General features: G+C 72.5%; 11 protein-coding genes. 1 reads left to right on the plus strand and 10 read right to left on the minus strand.

Annotated features, from left to right (window positions below):
* Window positions 1-59 precede the first annotated feature (59 nt).
* The 5 genes from ACZ58V_RS29725 to ACZ58V_RS29745 all read right to left on the minus strand — a co-directional run bounded on the left by ACZ58V_RS29725 (window position 60) and on the right by ACZ58V_RS29745 (window position 5,738).
* Window positions 60-1,283 carry an arginine deiminase gene (locus ACZ58V_RS29725; RefSeq protein ID WP_399021374.1) on the minus strand — a complete coding sequence of 408 codons (1,224 nt, stop codon included), beginning with the start codon at window positions 1,281-1,283 and terminating at the stop codon, window positions 60-62.
* 93 nt (window positions 1,284-1,376) lie between these two features.
* Window positions 1,377-3,083: an HEXXH motif domain-containing protein gene (locus ACZ58V_RS29730; protein ID WP_471293712.1), complete on the minus strand. Its 1,707-nt coding sequence runs from the start codon at window positions 3,081-3,083 to the stop codon at window positions 1,377-1,379.
* Window positions 3,084-3,167: 84 nt separating this feature from the next.
* A complete protein-coding gene (locus ACZ58V_RS29735; RefSeq protein ID WP_189721715.1) occupies window positions 3,168-3,395 on the minus strand; it encodes a hypothetical protein in 228 nt (75 codons plus the stop codon).
* A 106-nt stretch (window positions 3,396-3,501) separates the two neighbouring features.
* Window positions 3,502-4,608 (minus strand): effector-associated domain 2-containing protein, encoded by a 1,107-nt coding sequence (locus ACZ58V_RS29740; protein WP_471293715.1) that lies wholly within the window; start codon window positions 4,606-4,608, stop codon window positions 3,502-3,504.
* Entirely contained in the window at window positions 4,605-5,738 is a 1,134-nt protein-coding gene (locus ACZ58V_RS29745; protein WP_471293718.1) for an alpha/beta fold hydrolase, read from the minus strand. The genes ACZ58V_RS29740 and ACZ58V_RS29745 overlap by 4 nt, the downstream gene beginning before the upstream one ends.
* 185 nt (window positions 5,739-5,923) lie before the next feature.
* Here ACZ58V_RS29745 and ACZ58V_RS29750 point away from each other — a divergent pair, with 185 nt between their 5' ends.
* On the plus strand, window positions 5,924-7,288 hold the full coding sequence (locus ACZ58V_RS29750; protein WP_468192172.1) for a cation:proton antiporter: 1,365 nt from the start codon (window positions 5,924-5,926) through the stop codon (window positions 7,286-7,288).
* Between the two features lie 46 nt (window positions 7,289-7,334).
* Here ACZ58V_RS29750 and fxsT read toward each other — a convergent pair whose 3' ends face one another.
* The 5 genes from fxsT to ACZ58V_RS29775 all read right to left on the minus strand — a co-directional run bounded on the left by fxsT (window position 7,335) and on the right by ACZ58V_RS29775 (window position 18,694).
* On the minus strand, window positions 7,335-11,819 hold the full coding sequence (gene fxsT / locus ACZ58V_RS29755; RefSeq protein ID WP_471293721.1) for an FxSxx-COOH system tetratricopeptide repeat protein: 4,485 nt from the start codon (window positions 11,817-11,819) through the stop codon (window positions 7,335-7,337).
* Window positions 11,820-11,898: 79 nt separating this feature from the next.
* Window positions 11,899-12,990 carry an AAA family ATPase gene (locus ACZ58V_RS29760; protein WP_471293723.1) on the minus strand — a complete coding sequence of 364 codons (1,092 nt, stop codon included), beginning with the start codon at window positions 12,988-12,990 and terminating at the stop codon, window positions 11,899-11,901.
* Entirely contained in the window at window positions 12,987-14,537 is a 1,551-nt protein-coding gene (locus ACZ58V_RS29765) for a VMAP-C domain-containing protein (protein ID WP_468192178.1), read from the minus strand. The genes ACZ58V_RS29760 and ACZ58V_RS29765 overlap by 4 nt, the downstream gene beginning before the upstream one ends.
* A gap of 156 nt (window positions 14,538-14,693) precedes the next feature.
* A complete protein-coding gene (locus ACZ58V_RS29770; RefSeq protein WP_471293726.1) occupies window positions 14,694-17,234 on the minus strand; it encodes a polynucleotide kinase-phosphatase in 2,541 nt (846 codons plus the stop codon).
* Window positions 17,231-18,694, minus strand: a complete 1,464-nt coding sequence (locus tag ACZ58V_RS29775; protein WP_471293729.1) for a 3' terminal RNA ribose 2'-O-methyltransferase Hen1 — start codon at window positions 18,692-18,694, stop codon at window positions 17,231-17,233. Before ACZ58V_RS29775 ends, ACZ58V_RS29770 begins: the two co-directional genes overlap by 4 nt.
* Window positions 18,695-18,697 lie beyond the last annotated feature (3 nt).

Genomic DNA, 18,697 nt, shown 5'->3' on the forward strand with positions numbered 1-18,697 from the left:
CTATACGAAGCTCAGCATGCCTATACGGGGTCGGTCCGCGTGGCCTCTGCCGGCGCCGCCTACACGGGCTCCCGTTCCACGGGACAGCTCATGCAGCGCGGCCCGCCCCTCCCCCGCCCCAGCTCGCTGCCCGGGATCTCTATCACCTCGATGCCCTGCTTGCGCAGGTGGGTGTTGGTGGTGGCGTTCCGTTCGTAGGCGACCACGACGCCCGGTTCGACGGCCAGGACGTTGCAGCCGTCGTCCCACTGCTCGCGCTCGGCCGCGTGCACGTCCTGGGTGGCGGTCAGCACCCGGATCTCGTTCAGGCCGAGCGCGGCGGCGATCGCGCGGTGCATGTGCTCCGCCGGATGGTCGGTGACCTTCAGCTCCTTCTCGCCGACGCCCGGCTCGATGGTGTACGAGCGGAGCATGCCCAGGCCCGCGTACTGGGTGAAGGTGTCGCCGTCGACCATCGTCATCACGGTGTCGAGGTGCATGAAGGCACGCCGCTTGGGCATGTCGAGCGCCACGATCGTCTCCGCGGAACCGGCGGCGAACAGCTTGTGCGCGAGCATCTCTACGGCTTGCGGTGTGGTGCGCTCGCTCATCCCGATGAGGACGGCCCCGTTGCCGATGACCAGGACATCCCCGCCCTCGATGGTCGACGGGTAGTCGGCCTGCCCCTCGGACCACACGTGGAAGGTCTCGTCCCGGAACAGCGGGTGGTGCCGGTAGATCGCCTCGAAGTGCACGGTCTCGCGCTGCCGGGCGGGCCAGCGCATGGCGTTGATGGAGACGCCGTCGTAGATCCAGGCGGACGTGTCGCGGGTGAAGAGGTGGTTGGGCAGGGGGTCCAGCAGGAAGTCGTCCAGGTCCATGACGTGGAAGCGGACCGAGGTCGGCTCGGGGTGCCCGTCCAGGAACTCGCGTTTCGTCATGCCGCCGACCAGGAGCTCGGCCAGTTCCCGCGCGGGCAGGTTCTCGAAGGCGGCTCTGAGGTGGTCGGTGGCCAGGGGGCCGTACTCCTTCTCGTCGAAGACCCGGTCCAGGACGAGGGTTCTGGCCGCCGGGACCTGAAGGGTCTCGGCCAGGAGGTCACCGAAGAGGTGGACGGCGACGCCCCGGTCGCGCAGCACGTCGGCGAATCCGTCGTGCTCGGCGCGGGCCCTGCGCACCCACAGCACGTCGTCGAAGAGCAGCGAGGTCTTGTTGCTGGGGGTGAGCCTTTTGAGCTCGAGATCGGGCCGGTGCAGGATGACGCGGCGCAGCCGCCCGGCCTCGGAGTGGACGTGGTATGCCATGCCTCCATCCTGACCATCGCGGCGCCCGTTGACGCGCTGCTCGCGCGTTTCCACGAACTCTTGTTTGCGTCTCCGTGACGACAACCGGCACGGTCATCCGCTGGGCAGCGGCTGGAGCAGTTCCGGCCGCGCCAGCATCCGCCGGGTCGTCCGCCCCGGGTCGAGCACGGCGCGCGCGACGATCCAGCCGGCCAGGGCGTGCGGTTCGGCGGGATCGGTGGCCAGCTGGTCGGCGTACCGGGCGAGCGCGGCCGCGGCGTCCCCGGCGGCGAGCTGCTCGTCGGCGGTGTCCGGGGCGACGGGGCGGGCGGCGAAGGCATGGGTGCGGACGTCGGGCCAGGAGATGCGGTCGGGGCGGAAGCGGGGGCCTTCGGAGCCGGAGGAGGGCGGGGCGACGTTGCGCAGGCGCCACTCGGTGCGGTGCAGTGCCGCGGCCGTCCGGGCCCGGGTGAGCGCGGCGTACGGGACCGGCTCGCGCAGCCAGCCGTCGAGCGTGCGGGCGAGCCCCGACACGAGGGCCCGGCCCTGCGGGGTGAGACGCCCCTCCACCAGCAGGGTGCGCACGACGAGCCGGCTCTGCAGGCGGCGCAGCGCGAAGTGGTACCCGGCGATGTCGGCCGCCCCGTCGTCCCGCGCCACGGCCATGCGGTCCCGCCAGAAGCCCGCGACACCGGTGAAGGCGTACGCCCCGTGCAGCAGACCGGTGAGATGCCGCGGGTCGGGCCGCCAGGGGGCGTAGTAGCGCTCCTCCCGGTCGTCGTCGAGCAGCGGGAAGAGGTGCAGGAGGGCGGCCAGTTTGCTGTGCTGGAACTCGTGGACGAGGGTCTCGGCGAGCGCCACGGTGGACGACGGACGGGCGATCACCATGGCCCCGAACGAGTCACCGCTGGAGGCGGACACCGGGACGGTCGGCGGGGCGGGCGGCAGGGTGCCGGTACGCCCCCAGGGCACCACGGCCCGTATCGCGCCGGGGTCGAACCGGCCCGGCCCTTCGCCGCCCGGTGCGGCGAGCAGCGCGACGGCCTCCTCGAACAGCCGCTGCCAGGCCTCGGCTTCGTCGGCGTCGAGCCGTGCGGGCGGCAAGGGGTCGTCCAGGTCGCGGTAGGGGTCGAGGTCATCGAGGGGGATGGCGACGGTTCCGGCGGGGGTGGGGTGGGTGAGGGTGCGCAGGGGTGACCAGGCGGGGGCGGTGTCCGGCGCCGTCGGTGTCGGTCTCGGCAGGGGTTGTGTCGCCGGGCTGATCGTCACGGCGACGGTGCCGCCGTCGCGGCCCGGGCCGGACAGCGTCAGCTCGCCCCCGCTCGTCCGGGCGCGGGCGACCGTCAACCCGCCTTCCGCTCCGGCGAGTCGGGCCAGCCCCAGCCCCGGCAGCGACAGTCCGCCGTCGGCGAGGGGCACCCTGAGGTCCGCCCGCGTACCGGCACGCAGCGCCGCCGCGACGGCCAGGGCGCACAGATGCCCGGCCTCCGCCCACAGCGGCGGGCCCGACGCGGTGCCGTGCAGCCGGCGCAGCACATGGGCGAGCCAGCCGCCGGTCGCCGGGGCGAGCAGCAGCCGGTCGACCGGCCCGGGTGCCGCGGCGGCGGCCTCCTTGAGGACGTCCCAGGCCTCGGCGGCCGGGCTCAGCGGCGTCCGCAGCGTGCCGAGTCGGTCCAGCAGGGTCCGCAGAAGCAGCAGCCTCCGCGCCCGCTCCGCCCGTTCGAGAAAGGCGACGGCCTCGGCGGACCCCCCTCCCCCGGCCAGTTCCGCGAAGAGCCGTTCGGGCATGCGGAACGGGGCGTGACGCGGCTCGCTGGGCATGCGGGACCTCCGGTCGGGGTCAGGAAGCAGGGCCCCGGCGGTCTGCGAGGCCTCCCTGGCCGCCTGCCGTCGGGGACTGGAGGGCTATTCGGCCCGGGCGGTCCCCTCGTTCCCTCCTCTGATACTGCCGCGTGCGCGCAGTACCTCCCCGAGCAGCCGGGCGGAGGGTCCCAGCGGGGCGACACCGTCCAGGGCGGTCAGGGGCAGCCCCGTCAGGTCGGCAAGATCCGACTCCCAGACGTCGGTACCCGCAGCGGTGGCATGCTCACGGACGGCGGCTCCGGCGTGGCACAGAGCGGGCGGCTGATCCAAGGTGCTCCCCCTTCTCGCACGGTGGCACGCGATGCCCCGTGCCCGTCTCCTTTTCCATCATGGCCATTCCTGCCCGGGTCGAAAACCGTACGATCACGCCACTCGATCATTTCCGATCACGCGGACGTATCGCCGAGGCCTCGAATTCCCTTAACGCAGCGTCCAGTTCGCCCTTGAGGTCCGGATCGTCATCTAGGGAGACCACGGCGTCGAACAGTTCCCACAGTGTCTCCGGCCGGACCTGGGCCAGCCTGTTGAGGATGCCGACGACATCGGTGCGGGCCTTATGGTGACGGGACAGCGTGGCAGTGACACGGGGGTCCAACGAGGCGACCATCGTCTGCCGTTCGGTGGGGTCCCTCATCAGCGGATAGGCGAGGAGGGCGTCCACGGCCCGTTGCAACGGTGAAGCCCGACGCTTCTCGGGCGACGGTACGGCCGACGCCACGATCTCGGTGCGCTCGGGGCTCTGGAGCCGAATCTCCGGATACTGGAGAGTACGTCCCGCTTCCCTGAGGGCCGCGATACGTGCTCGTACGGCCGGAAACAGTTCCTCCGGATCGGGCGTGGCGGGCAGGACGGCCGTCTGCTCGGCCAACAGCCCGAGCAGGATCTCGGAAAAGAGCCCCGTACCGCGCTCCGGGTCGTTGGCGGCGACCCGCCCGCGCCCGGCCGCCCGCAGCAGCGTCTGCCGATGGGCGAGGTTGCGCCGCCCTACCGGCAGAGCGTCCGGCGGCAGCTGCTCCCGGAAGGCCAGGTCCTCTTCGAAGGTCTCGCAGGCGTCCACGATCCACAGCTGATCGCCGAAGGCCGGTACGGCGTCCCCGGCGTACCGATCGAGGGCGGAGTCCAGGTCGATCCCCAGCTTGTCGGCGGTACTGGCGTCCGAGCAGAACAGCCGCAGGCGCCCGGCCCGGTCGAGGACGCCGTGCCCGCCCCACCAGACCCAGAGGACATCCCCCTGGGCCAGGGGCAGTTCGCGGACGAGGACGCGGCGCAGAGTCGCGTGATCGGCGGGTCGGCAGGCGACCTCGGGAACGTACGGCGGCAACGGGGCGAGGTGCAGCCGGAGCTGGTCCTCCGGCACCCCGGCTTCCCGCAACAGCCGGTGGAAGGCGACGGCGTCCCGTGCCGGCCCGGGCAGGTCCCAGCCGGTCCCGGCGTCGTACCGCTCGACACCGACGATCAGCGCATGTACCCGGGCGGGGTTCACGGCAGCCGTTCCACGATGTGCCGGTAGACCTCGGGGTTCGTCCAATAGGCGCTGTGCGAGGCCGGGAAGGGCTGACGGCTGTCGACCGCCACGTCCGTGACCCGTCCGGGGAACAGGCCCGCGCCCAGATAGGAGAGCAGGTCGCGGGGGTCGTACAGGTTCAACCAGTCCGGTACGTGCGACGGCAGGGGTGCGGGGTGTTCGAGGGAGGGCAGGGATCCGGACTCGTAGAGGAACGGCCCCTGGGATCCCGCCGTCACCAAGAGCCGGACCTGCGGCAGCCGGGCGGAGACCAGGGTGTCCAGGGCGATGATGCCGCCCAGGCTGTGGCCGACGAGGGTGACGGGCGGTTCGAGGCCCGTCACCAGGTCACGCAGCTCGGCGCGGACCGCCTCGCCGCGGCTGAGGTAACGCAGGATGTCACCGGCGGCGGGGTGGGCGGCCTCGGTGAGGGCGCGGCGGCGGCGCACCACGGCACGGGATGCCGCCGTACCCGCGACCCGCAGCACCAGGGAGCGCACCCCGCGTTCCGTGCCCCGGGGCTGTGCACCGAGTGCCACGCCGAGCCGGTCGGCGACGCCGTCACGGCTGTCGCCGACCGGAACCAACGGGGCGTCGGAGTCCAGAGCGTCGGCGATGACCCGGGCCGTGAGACTGCGGGCGGCGAGGGCGGCGAGATCGTCGGCGGCGAGGGCAACGGCAGCCGGAGCGAGCAGTGGATGGGCGGCAAGGTCGGTGGCGGCGCGGGCCAGGCCTGGACCCAGCTCGGCGGCTGGAGCGTCGCCTTGGGCCGCGAGGGCGGTGAGCCGCGCCCGTATCGCCTGGTCAGGGGGGAGGGAACCGGGCGCACGCTCGACGGCCTGCGGCGCACCGGCCGCGGCGAGCACGAGTTCGGCGTACGGGTCGGCGTAGAGGGCGGCCCATGCGGCGGGCGACGCGTCGTCGGAGTCACCCTCCGCCAGGCCCCGGGCCGTGCCGCCCGGCTCGGCGGGAAGGCTGACCCCGCCCGCCGCGAGCGTGGCGCCGTGCGTGCCACCCCAGTAGTACGGCACGATGCGTAGTCCGTCGCGCAGGGCGGTCAGTCCGGCCGCCACGCGCCCCGCAAGCTTCGAGAAGCCTGGTTCGCGCACCCCTGTTCCATGAATGAAGACGACCGTCGCCATGTGCCCCCCGTGACACCGGTACAGAGTTGTGTACGACTGCCGATACGCCGTCAACTTACCAGTATCATAAGGAGGTTGGGGGTCGAGCACACGTGCGAGGACCCGCCTGCGGCCGAACCACCGGCCATGAAAACTGGACACAGGGGGACGCAGTGAACGCTGACGCGGTGGTCACGCATTTCCTGTTCGCCTCGGCCCTGATCCTCGCGGTCGGCCATGGCGCCGGCTGGGTGGCCCAGCGGCTGAGGCAGCCGTACATCGTCGGGCAGCTGACAGCGGGCATCGCCCTCGGTCCTTCGTTGCTCGGCAGTACGGCGCCGGATGCCTACCGGATGCTGTTCCCCCAGGAGATCGGCACCGCGCTGACCGGGCTCGCGCAGTTCGCCCTGGTGGTCTTCCTGTTCGCGGTGGGGTACGAGCTGGATCTGAAGATCCTGGGCGACCGGGCGCGCACGGTCGTGACGGTGGCGCTGGCGGCGTTCGTGGTCCCGATGATCGTGGGCAGTGGCTGTGCGCTGCTGTTCCGGGAGCAGTTGCGGGCCCTGGACATGCCCCCGCTCACCACCGGCATGGTGCTCTTCGCCGGGGTCGCCCTGTCGATAACCGCCGTACCGGTCCTGACGGCCATCGTGCGGGAGAACAACCTGGCCGACACGGTGCCTGGCGTCCTCGCGGTGTCCGCGGCAGGGCTGCTCGATGTGATCGGCTGGACGGTGCTGGCCGGGACGATGCTGGACAGCGACAGCGGTGAGCACGCGCTGGGCTGGCAGTGGCGGGCCGTCATCGCGGCCGGTTTCGCCGTGCTCATGCTGGTGGCGGCCCGGCCCGTGCTGCGCCGGGTGCTGTGGCGGACCCGGATGGAGCCGTCGTTGCGGCTGGCTCTGCTCATCGGCTTCGCCTGTGCGTCGGCGTCCGTGACGCAGTACCTCGGGCTGCACGCCATCTGCGGTGCGCTGCTCGCGGGGATCGTCTGCCCGCGTGAGCAAGGCGGCACCCTCGACCCTGATCTGCTGCGGCCGCTGCATGTCGTCAGCTCGCTGCTGGTGCCCTACTTCTTCGTCTTCTCCGGACAGTCCGTCACCCTCAACAGCATGAATGCCACCGGGTGGATCACGCTGCTGGTGGTGACGGTGCTGGCGGTCACCACGAAGGTCGGCAGCGGCGTGGTGGCGGCCCGGATGGGCGGACTGGACCGGGACGACGCACGGACCGTCGGTGTGCTGCTGAGCGCCCGCGGCCTCACGGAGCTGATCGCCCTCAACGCCGGTTTCCAGGCGGGTCTGGTGAGCAAGCCCCTCTACACGGTGCTGGTCTTCATGGCCCTGGCCACGACGCTGCTCACCCAGCCCCTGCTGATCCTGGTCCGCCGCCTGTCGGACCACGAGCCGACCCACGCCCCGGGCCCCGCCGAGGTCGTGCCCGTGCACCTGGCCCTCCCGGACCACGCCAGCGACGGCCCGGTGTCCCGTCACCCCTCGGACGGCGCACCCCCCACACCGGTGGCGGACGCGGGCTGACCGGTCCGGGGCGGCACGCGGGTGCCGCCCCGGCCGAGGCAGTGGTCTACAGCGGCATCGGCGCCATGTCGCACTCGATACGGCGGCCCTGGCGTGCGGCCACATGCCACGGGTGGTCGGCACGAACCACGCGAGCGAAGCCGTCCGTCGCCTTGCGCTGCAGCTCGTCGGCCTCCGCCCTGCGGCCCAGGCCGCGCAGGTCGAGGCCGAGGTTGGCCATGCAAGCCAGCGTCAACGGGTGCTCCTCGCCGGCGATCTCGGCGAGCAGCGGCAGATTGGCCTGGTCGATCTCGTGCGCCCGCTCGAAGTCGACGCGTGCGTAGGCCGTGTTGGCCTGACCGATGGCGACGGTCAGCGCGGTGATGTGCCGGGGGCCCACACCTGCGGCCAGCCGGCTCGCCGCGTCGTCCTCCAGCTCCTGAGCCTGGTCCAGTGCGCCGAGGGCACGCAGGGTGGCGGCCAGGTTCGCCTTGGTCAGGAGGGTGTACGCGTGGCTCTCACCGAGGCGCTGCTCGAATCGCCGCAGCGTCTCCTCCGCCAGCTCCCGGGAGCCGTCGAGGTCACCGTTCAGGCGCCGGTCGACGGAAACGTTGGTCGCCGACGACACGGCGTCGAAGTGGTCCTTTCCGTAGCGGGCGACGAAGCGCCGCAGCGTCTCGTCCGAGAGCTTGGCCGCCTCTTCGTGGGCCCCGTCCCGGCGTCGGCAGACCGCGAGATTGCGGGCGATGCGCAAGGTGAGCGGATGTTCCTCACCGAGTTCGGTGCGCGCTCGGCGATACGCGTCCTCCTGGAAATCGCGGGCGCCGGGATAGTCCCCGCTCTCGCGCATGTCGATGGAGAGCGCGTTGAGGGTGTTGAGGGTGAAGAAGCTGGCGGGGCCGAACAGCAGCTCACGCTGCTGGGCGTTCTCCTGGTCCAGCGGCAGCGCGTCCCTGAACCGGCCGCACAACCGCAGAGCGACTCCCCAGGCGTGGGTGGCACGCAGCGTCATCGGATCGTCCGGGCCGAACAGGGACCGGGCCAGCTCGGTGGCCTCCTGCGTCAGCGCCCGGGCTTCCTCGAATCCACCCTGGTAGCCGCGGGCGTCCGCCATCTCGCACAGCGAGTCGATCAGGTTCTCCGAGTCGACATCGGTGCGGCGCGAGATCTCCAGGGCCTTCTCGGTGAGCGGGATGGACTCGGGGACCTGGCCGTTCTGCCGCAACAGGAATCCGAGGCTCTTCGTCATCCGGAGGACGTGGAGGTCCTCCTCGCCCGAGGATCCGATCCAGGCGCTCCAGGCCTGGCGGGCGAAGTCGGCGGCGCCCACGTGGTCTCCCCAGTAGTAGAGGAACCACACCGTGTCGAAGACCAGCTCCCGCACATAGGTGTCGGTGCTCGTCACGGCCTGTGAGGTGAGCACGTGGGGCAGCAGCGCCTGATACGCACGCCATTCCAGTGACGAGCCGGAGGGGCCGGGCTTGGCGGCCGACAGCAGCTGATGCGCGGCGTCGCGCATCCGCTCCCGCTCATCGACGCTCAGCTTGGCCAGGAGCACCGTCTGCAGCAGGCGGTGCATCTGGAGGGTGTCGGAACGCGGGTCCACCCGGACCAGGGAGAACTGGCTCAGGTCGCGGACGGCGCGGTTGAGTTTGATCGATTCCCTCAACAGGGGATCGACCTCGGGTGTGACGTTGACGCCGCGGCTGCCGCGCAGCATCGCCCTCGGGATGGGCTCGGGGGCCATGCTGGCGCAGATGTCGAGCAGCTGCCGGGCGCCGGGGTTGTTCTCCTTGATCCGCTCCAGCGAGATGTCCCATGCGGCGGCGACGGAGACCGGATAGTCGGGAGCCGGGTCGAGTTCGAGGATCTCGGGGCTGCGCTGCGCGAGCAGATCGAGGTACTCGTCGACCTGCATGCCGGTCACCGCGCGCCAGGCTCCCGCCTGCTCGACCGCGAGCGGCAGGTCGCCCAGTGCCTCGGCGAGCCGCCCGGCGTCCTCGATGGACAGGTCGGGCGAGCGCCTCTGAAGCAGCTCGACCGACTCCTCTCGCTCGAACACGTTGACCGGCAGCGACGTGGCCACCCTCTCCCAGGCCCGGTTCCGGGACGTGACGATGACCTTGCCCGGTCCGTTGGCCGGGAAGTACTGGCGCACCGTGTCGACGTCCTCGGCGTTGTCGAAGACGAGCAGCCAGCTGTCGTACGGCGTTCCGGTGCTCAGCGCCTCCAGCACGGCCGGCACCGCCGTGTTGGCGGCGGGGGCGCCGAGGCTGTCCTGACCGGTGGGGGCGACGCCCAGCTGTGCCGCCAACTGGGCCAACGCGGCGAGAATGAGGCTTTCTCGCTCGGCGGGGATCCAGCAGATCACCCGATAGTCGTGCTGGTGGGTGTAGACGTACTCGAGTGCCAGCTGGGACTTGCCGACGCCACCGAGGCCATGCAGGGCGTTGGGGAGCACCGCCGCCGTGTCCTGAGCCCCCAGCTGCTCCTCCACGGCACTCAGCAGCGCCTGCCGGCCGACGAACGACGTGTTACGCAGAGGCACGTTCACCAGGAGGGCGGCGGGCGTTCCGGTCGTGGTGCTCGGCATGGGGGGCTCAGCCTCCGGGGGTTCTTGTGGGATGGCGTCGGATACCAGGGGTGGCACGGGTGGTTCTCCAGCTTCTTGGGGGGCGGTCGACGGTGGCACACTTCCCGTTCCGTCGGACAATCCCCCAGGAGCCGCGCGGTTCACCTCAGAAGTTGCAGCTCCGGACATTCCCGGACTCACTCGTTCGGCGTCACCGGGCCCCCGGGCCCTGGACAGACCGGGCTCGATTCGGCGGGCCCGCTCGGAGTACGGCCCCGAGAGCGCGCGCATCACGGCCAGCTCGCTGCGCACCCAGCCTCGCTCCGACGGGTCGGGCAGCGTGGTGCCCATCGGGTCTCGCAGGGCGGCACGCAGCGCGACACCCCGGGCGCCCGCGCCGGGCAGCTCGCCCACCACGCTGACGGTGTGGGCGAGTTGGCTGCGGGTGGTGGTGGCGAGCAGTTCCTCGCGGACTCCGTCGGCGAACTCGGGGCGCCCCTCGCCGCCGCTGTCCCAGTCGATCAGCCCGCCCATCAGGATCTCGGCGAGGTGGTCCGGGCCGGTCTCCGGCATGGTGCGCCGCCGCAGCTGTTCGACGAGGTCGAACTCGAAGGGAATGGCGGCGAGTTGGGTGGCAAGCCGACGAGCGGCGGGGGTGGCCAGCGTGAAGAATCGGCGTACGGCGGCTTTGGCGGCGCGCGGGAAGCGGGGGGCGCGCAGGCCTGGCGCGGGCGATCCCTTGGTGAGGGTGCCGGCCAGGACGACGGGCAGGGCACGGCGCACTCCGCGTTCCCCGGTGACGAGGTCGGCCCAGGCCGCGAGCGAGGCGGGCTTCAGGGAGAGCACGGGGACGGGCACGGAGCCGTCGCCCGCGTCGGGCAGCGGTCGCAGGGGGTCGGGGCCGCCGGGCGGAGCCCAGTGCTCGAGCCCGTCGTTGGCGGCGCCGAATCCGCCGGCCTCCAGAACGGCCGGATACGGGTAGAGCGAGGCGCGGTGGCGCAGATGCGGCGGGAGCAGGTGCACCAGGGCCGTGGGGCCGGCGTGGGCGAGCCGGGCGAGCAGGTCGTCGGCGGCGGGCGCGGCCCAGCCGTGGGCGAGTCCGTCGGTGACCACGAGGAAGACGCGGTCGCCGCGCCCGTCGAGGAGTTCTGCGGGGTCGGCGGCGGCCCGGCCGGCGCTCCAGCGCAGGGTGGCGGTCCCGGTGCGCGGCACGTTCACCCGGACCGTTCGTACGGCCCGGAAGGCGCCGCTGTGCTCCGCGGCCTCGGCGAGGCGGGCGGTGGACTCCTCCCAGATCCGCAGGGTGGGCGCGTCGTCGACCAGCAGGACCAGGTCGAAGGCGGCCGTACGGGCGGGACGCAGGAACGGCATCCACATGCCGTCGATGATCCCCTGCTCGGCGGTGGTCTCCTCGTCGAGCTCGAGGGTGTCGCGCGACGGCACGCGGCGGGCCAGCTGGTGCAGGGCGCGGGCGAAGCGGGCGGTGGTGCGGCCCGGGGCCTGCTGCGGGCGGTCGTCGGCGGGCAGCAGCGGCTGCCCGAGGCGCAGGGTGAAACGGCCCTCGGCGTCGGGTAACAGACGGGCCGCGGCGCCCGGTTCTCCGGGCAGGGCGGCGCCGGTCCCCGGCCGCGACCGGTCGCCGAGGCCCTCGGGAGTGGCCGGCACGCCTGCGGTGGCGGGCGGGCGCGGGACGCGTGCGGCGTCAGGGGTGGCGCCGGAGGGCCGGGACTGGTCGGCCGGTGGGGTGTCCGGCTGGTCCGCGGCCTCCGCTTCCCGCGGGCGGGCGGGCGGCGGGGCCGTGGATGCGGCCGCCCGGCCCTGCGCGGGCTCCGGGACGGACGCGGCCGGGCCGCCGTGGCGGTTCCAGTGCGCGGCGAGCCAGACCGCGTCGGCGACGTCCTGCCAGCGCGTGACGGGCTGTTCCAGGGCGGCCGGGACCGGCGCTCCGTGCTCTGCTGCCTGGTCGGCGGACTCGGGCAACGCCGAAGGAGGCGACGACCCCGAAACGGGAAATCCGTCGCCGAGCCCGGATGCGTGCTCCCTGGGATAGCCCTTCAATTCAGCGGCCCTTCGCGAGGTCGCGCAGGAGCATTTCCACGAGCTTACGCCCGTCACCATCCGCCTGGAAACCACCCGCCGTCGTCATCTGGACAGCGTTGAGCAACTGGTCCAGGGAGTGGGAACCGCCGGCCTGGACCCGCTGAACGAACAGGTCGACGAGGTCTTCCGTGCCCTGCGGGCGCGTTCCGAGGTGCCCTTCGACCATGGCCAGAAGTTGCTCCCGGGTGGGCGTGCGCATCTCCAGCGGCAGACAGCGCCGGCGGAAGGCCGCGGGGAATTCGCGTTCTCCGTTACTGGTGATCACCACGACCGGGAACTCCCGGCACTCGACCCGCCCGTCGCGCACCTCCGCGCGGCCCCCGGGGTCGCTGGTGTGGACGCGTGCGCTGTCCGCGGCGTCGCGTACCAGCTCGGGGACGTCATAGCTTCCGTTCTCCAGGACGTGCAACAGGTCGTTCGGCAGGTCGATGTCGCTCTTGTCGAGCTCGTCGACGAGAAGCACACGGGGACGATCGTAGGGCAGCAGCGCGGTCCCCAGGGCGCCGAGAGTGACGAAGTCGCCCAGAACCGGGGGAAGTTGGCGAGGTTTTTGAGGAAGCGCGGTGTTGACGTCCGTAACCGGGTCGGCGTCATCCGGTTCCAGGGACGCGGCGTGCCGCAGGCCGGCCCGCCAGGCGGCGATGGCCTGGGCGCGGCCCATGGCGTCGTGGGCGTAGAGACCCTCGCGCAGGGTGGTGCGGCTGACGATGTTCCATTCCAGGACCCGGCCGAGGCCGAGTTCGCGGGAGATGAGGTAGGCGAGGGTGGACTTTCCGACGCCGGGCGGGCCGGTGATCAGCAGGGGCCGGCGCAGCAGCAGCGCGGCGTTGACGACGTCGATCTCTTCCTCGCCCAGCTGCGGGGTGACGTCGCCGGGGCCCAGTCGGCGCAGCGCGGCCTGGGGGTCGGCCGCCGGTACGGGCCGGGGCGGGTCGCCCCGGAAGCGGCGCCAGGGCGGCGGCGCGGGCAGGTCGGGCGGGACGGCGGGGGCACTGCCCGTGCCGTGGAAGATCCGCCAGCCGTTCGGGACCGTCTGCTCCTGCGCGCTCATGCGGATGCCTCCTCGCTGGCGAGATCGCCTGGGTCGGTGGGCTGGAAGTCGACGGGACGTGTCGGATCGTCCCAGAAAAAGCCGATGTGCCGGCCGAGCAGCTCGCCGGGGCCCCGGCCCTCGCTCTCGGCGTTCCTGCGCAGGAGGTGAACGGCCACCGGGATCCTCGCCGGGGTGGGCGCCGCGGCGAACAGGGCGGTCACCACTTCCCGGCGCTCCTCGCGGAAGACGCCTCTGCGGTCCCAGATCGCGAGTCCCACTCCTTCCGCTATGGCGGCCTTGAGGGCCTCCAGTGCCAGGACGTCGGCGGGGGCGTCGAGCACCACCGCCGTATGTCTTGGTTCCCCGGCGAGCCCGGCCTGCCACGCGCCGAGCCGGCCGCCGTCCGGTTCGCGCCAGCCGTGCACCAGGACGCCGTGCTCGCGCAGGGTTCGCCAACGCTCCTGCCACTGGTCCCGGACCAGGGCGTCGTCCGTGCGCATCCGCTCCAGGCTGCGCAGGTGCACCCCGTACTTCAGGCTGAGCGGCAGCGGCTGACCGTCACCGACCCGGAAGGTCAGACCGGCCACATCGTGGTTGAGGAGGTCGTACGGAAGGACGAACTCGATGTACGGCGGTGGCTGCCGGCGTCCGCCCGGGTCGGGTTCGCGGGGCGCCGACCAGAGGCGGGCACCCTGCCGTAACGCGCACTGGACGGCCGTGCCGAGCTCGTCGAGGGTGGTCGTGGCGGGTTCGCCAGGCTGCGGGTCCCAGCGGCCGGGGACGGTGTTGAGCCAGGGACGGACGACGATCTCGCCGGAACCGTCCCGTGCCGGTTCGACGGCGACGACCAGGCAGCGCGGGATGTCCGGATCGCTCTCCGTCGTGCCGCGGGCCTTCCGGCGTTCCTCCACCGGTCCGGTCAGGCCGGCGCGGCGAGCCCAGTCGTCGGCCCAGCCGGACAGGACGGAGCGGTGCCCGGGGGTGGCGGCGAACCGGGCGGCGTGGTCGATCAGCAGGACGGCGGGGGGCAGTCCGTCCGGCTGCACGTTCCGGTCCAGGAGGTGCGCGAAGAGCTGTTCCGGGGCGAGTCCGGTGGGCAGGTCGAGGCCGTTGAGCTCCTCGACCAGGGCGTCGCGCAGCCGGGCGGCGGGGAGTTCGCCCTTGGCGAGGACGGCGCGGGCGCTGGTCTCGTCGTCCCGGGAGAGGGGGCCTTGGAGGGCGGGGGGCGGGGCGGGCGCGAGCCACTGGTCGAGCAGCTGGTCGAGTTCGTCGCCCGCCATGTCTCCTTCGAGGATCCGCACCACCTCGACCAGTACGCGTTCTCCGCCCGGCATGTTCAGCGCGGCGCGCGTCAGCAGTACCACGTCCTCGCGCAATTTGACGCCGCGCAGGTCGATCTGACGCCCCAGCAGGTCTCCCAGGACGGCACCGAAGTGCAGCCGCCCCTGCGCGTCCTCCATGCAGCCCAGGCCGCACAGGGCGTTGGTCATCCCCAGCAGCAGCCGTAAGCCGTCCGCACGCCCGGACCCGCCCTCGGGTTCGCCGAACCCCGCGTGTGTTTCCACCGACTTTCCCCCTGAGCCGGTATACCTGCCTGATCGACCAGCGAAGTTAGCACGGCAACCAGCGGTTAACCAGGGACGAATGGGACGGGAACGATGACGTCCGGCCAGGATCGCCCCAGTCGGGACAAGCCTGGCCGAAATCGATCGGCTTCCGGCTCACAGCCTCGGGTCCACCGGCTCCGACTCCAGCGCCAGCACCCCGAAGACCGCCTCATGCACCCGCCACAGCGGCTCACCGTCGGCCAGCCGGTCCAGGGCCTCCAGGCCCAGGGCGTATTCGCGGATCGCCAGGGACCGCTTGTGGTTGAGGAACCGCGAGCGCAGGCGGGCCAGGTTCTCGGGGCGGGTGTACTCGGGGCCGTAGATGATCCGCAGGTACTCGCGGCCGCGGCACTTGATGCCGGGCTGGACGAGGCGGCCCTGGGGGTCGCGGACGAGTGCGCCGATCGGCTTGACGACCATGCCCTCGCCGCCCCGGCCGGTCATCTCCAGCCACCAGTCGACACCGGCCCGGACGGACTCGGGGTCGGCCGTGTCGACGTACAGCCGCCGGGTGGTCCGGAGCAGGCCGCTGCCGTCGTGCTCGACGAGCCGGTCGAGCAGGGCGAGCTGCTCGTCGTGGGGCAGGGCGGCGAGGCTGCGGCCCTGGACCGCGAGGATCTGGAACGGTGCCAGGTGGACGCCGTCCAGGCCGTCCGTGGGCCAGCAGTAGCGGCGGTAGGCCGCGGTGAACGCGGCGGCGTCGGCGGACCGTTCGCGGGTGCGGGCCAGCAGGCCGGCCACGTCCACGCCGCGTGCGGCCGTGCCCTCCAGCGCCGCCAGCGCGCCGGGGAGCACCGCGCCGGAGGCGGCACCCACGGCGGCGTACTGCGACCGCAGCAGCCCGGACGCCTTGAGCGACCAGGGCATCAGCTCGGCGTCCAGCAGCAGCCAGTCGGTCGCCAGTTCGTCCCAGAGGCCGGCCTCGCCGATCGCCGTACGCACGCGGTCGAGGACCTCCGCGGTGAGGGAGTCGTCGTCGAGGAACGGGCGGCCGGTGCGGGTGTAGAGGGACCCGGTGGAGCCGTCCACCCCGAAGCGCTTGCGGGCCGTCTCCGCGTCCCGGCACACCAGGGCCACCGCCCGCGACCCCATGTGCTTCTCCTCGCACACGACCCGCTCGACACCGTCCGCCGCGTACTGCGCGAAGGCCTCCACCGGGTGTTCGAGGTAGCCGTCGACCTTGCTGGTCGCCGTCGGTGCCATCGTCGGCGGGAGGTACGGCAGCAGCCGCGGGTCCACCGCGAAGCGGCTCATGACCTCGAGGGCCGCGGCCGCGTTCTCCTCGCGGATCGAGATCCGGCCCTGGTGCCGGGTCTCCACGATCCGGCGGCCGTGCACGTCCGCCAGGTCCAGCGGGCGGCCGTCGTGCCCGCCGGGTGCCTCGGTACGCAGCGGCCTCAGCGGCTCGTACCAGACGCGCTCCGCCGCTACCTCGACCAGCTCGCGCTCCGGCCAGCGCAGCGCGGTGAGCTTGCCGCCGAAGACGGCGCCGGTGTCCAGGCAGATGGTGTTGTTGAGCCAGGTGGCCTCCGGGACGGGCGTGTGGCCGTAGACGACCGCCGCCCGGCCTCGGTAGTCCTCCGCCCACGGGTAGCGCACCGGCAGCCCGAACTCGTCGGTCTCCCCCGTCGTGTCGCCGTACAGGGCGTGGCTGCGGACCCGGCCGGAGGTGCGGCCGTGGTACTTCTCGGGCAGCCCGGCGTGGCAGACGACCAGCCGGCCGCCGTCGAGGACGTAGTGGCTGACGAGGCCGTCGAGGAACTCCCGTACCTCGGCGACGAACTCCTCGCTCTCGCCCGCCATCTGCTCGATGGTCTCTGCGAGGCCGTGGGTGTGCTGGACCTTGCGGCCGCGCAGGTGGCGGCCGTACTTGTTCTCGTGGTTGCCGGGCACGCACAGGGCGTTGCCGGACTTCACCATCGCCATGACGCGGCGCAGCACGCCCGGGCTGTCGGGGCCGCGGTCGACCAGGTCGCCGACGAAGACGGCGGTACGGCCCTCGGGGTGGACTCCGTCGGTGTAGCCCAGCTTGCCGAGCAGCGCCTCCAGTTCGGCGGCACAGCCGTGGATGTCGCCGACGATGTCGAAGGGGCCGGTGAGGTGGGCCAGGTCGTTGAAGCGCTTCTCGGTGACGATCGTGGCGTGCTCGACCTCGTCGACGCCGCGCAGGACGTGCACCTTGCGGAAGCCCTCGCGCTCCAGGTGCCTGAGCGAGCGGCGCAGTTCGCGGGTGTGGCGGTGGATGACCCGGCGGGGCATGTCCGCGCGGTCGGTGCGGCCCGCGTTGCGCTCGGCGCACACCTCCTCGGGCACGTCGAGCACGATGGCTATCGGCAGGACGTCGTACTCCCGGGCCAGGTCGATCAGCTGGCGGCGGGCGTCGGACTGCACGCTGGTCGCGTCCACGATCGTGCGGCGGCCGGCGGCCAGGCGCTTGCCCGCGATGTAGTGCAGGACGTCGAAGGCGTCCTTGGTGGCGCTCTGGTCGTTCTCGTCGTCCGAGACGAGGCCGCGGCAGAAGTCGGACGAGATGATCTCCGTGGGCTTGAAGTGCCTGCGGGCGAACGTGGACTTGCCGGAGCCGGAGGCGCCGACGAGCACCACCAGGGAGAGGTCGGTGACGGGCAGGACCCGCCCCTCGCGTACGTCGGTCATGCCGCCTTCGCCTCCTTCGGGGTGGTCAGGGTGAACACGGCCATCTGGGTGGGCGGCCCCACCTCGGGGTCGTCGGGGCCGACGGGGAGGAACTCGGCCGTGTAGCCGTGCCGTTCGGCGACCGCCTCCGCCCAGGCCCGGAACTCCGCCCGGGTCCATTCGAAGCGGTGGTCGCGATGGCGGACGTGGCCGGCCGGGAGGCTCTCCCAGCGCACGTTGTACTCGACGTTCGGGGTCGTCACGAGGACGGTGCGCGGGCGGGCCGAGCCGAACACCGCGTACTCCAGGGCCGGCAGCCGGGGCAGGTCGAGGTGCTCGACGACCTCGCTGAGCACGGCGGCGTCGTAGCCCTTGATCCGCTGGTCGGTGTAGGCGAGCGAGCCCTGGAAGAGCTGGACGCGCGCGGCCTGCCGCTCCCCCATGCGGTCCAGCTTGAGCCGCCGGGAGGCGATGGTGAGCGCCCGCATCGACACGTCCACGCCCACGATCTCGGTGAACGCCGGGTCCTTGAGGAGTGCCTGCACCAACTGGCCCTGACCGCAGCCGAGATCCAGGACACGGGCGGCCCCGGACGCCTTGAGCGCGACGGTGACGGCCTCCCGGCGCTGCACGGCCAGCGGGGTCGGCCGCTCCTCGGTCTCGGTCTCCGCCCCGACCGCGTTGTCGATCTCCTCGACCTCGCTGTCGTCCGTCTCGGCCAGCCGTACCAGCTCCAGCCGCTCCGTCGCGGCACGGGTCAGCGACCAGCGGCGCGAGAGATAGCGGCTGGTGATCAGCTTCTGCTCCGGGTGGCCGGGCAGCCAGCCCTCACCGGCGCGCAGCAGCTTGTCGACCTCGTCGGGGGCGACCCAGTAGTGCTTGGCGTCGTCCAGGACCGGGAGCAGGACGTAGAGGTGGCGCAGGGCCTCGGCGAGGGTGCGGTCCGTGGACTCCAGTTCGAGTCGGACGTAGCGGGAGTCGCCCCACTGCGGGAACTCGGTGTCCAGCGGCACGGGTTCGGCGGTGACCGTCCAGCCCAGCGGCTCGAAGAGCCGCCGCACCAGCCCGGGGCCGCCGCGCGCGGGCAGCGCCGGCACCTCGATACGCAACGGCCGGGGTACGGCGGGCAGTTCGGGCCGGGCGTTGCAGACGCCCTTCATCGCGCTGGAGAAGACGCTGCTCAGTGCCACGGCGAGAAGGGAGGAGGCCGCGTAGGGGCGGTCGTTGACGTACTGCGCGAGTGCCGCGTCCGGGGCGCCGCCCCGGCCCTTGCCCTTGCCCCGCCTGACCAGTGCCACCGCGTCCACCTCCAGCAACAGGGCCGCCGTGCAGCGCCCGGCGTCCGCCTCGGGGTAGAGGACGTGGGCCGTGCCGTAGGAGGTGGAGAACGCCTGCGCCTTCTCGGGGTGCTTGTGCAGCAGGTAGCCGAGATCGGTGGCGGGGCGCTCCGGGGTGCCGGTCGTGGTGATGGTCAGAAACACGGT

Source organism: Streptomyces sp. NPDC040589, from assembly GCF_055594445.1.

Bases quoted from the DNA above. Each gene is read 5' to 3' on its own strand.
- ACZ58V_RS29730 (WP_471293712.1), bottom strand. From the start codon at position 3,083: ATGCCCAGCGAGCCGCGTCACGCCCCGTTCCGCATGCCCGAACGGCTC.
- ACZ58V_RS29725 (WP_399021374.1), bottom strand. From the start codon at position 1,283: ATGGCATACCACGTCCACTCCGAGGCCGGGCGGCTGCGCCGCGTCATC.
- ACZ58V_RS29770 (WP_471293726.1), bottom strand. From the start codon at position 17,234: ATGACCGACGTACGCGAGGGGCGGGTCCTGCCCGTCACCGACCTCTCC.
- ACZ58V_RS29760 (WP_471293723.1), bottom strand. From the start codon at position 12,990: ATGAGCGCGCAGGAGCAGACGGTCCCGAACGGCTGGCGGATCTTCCAC.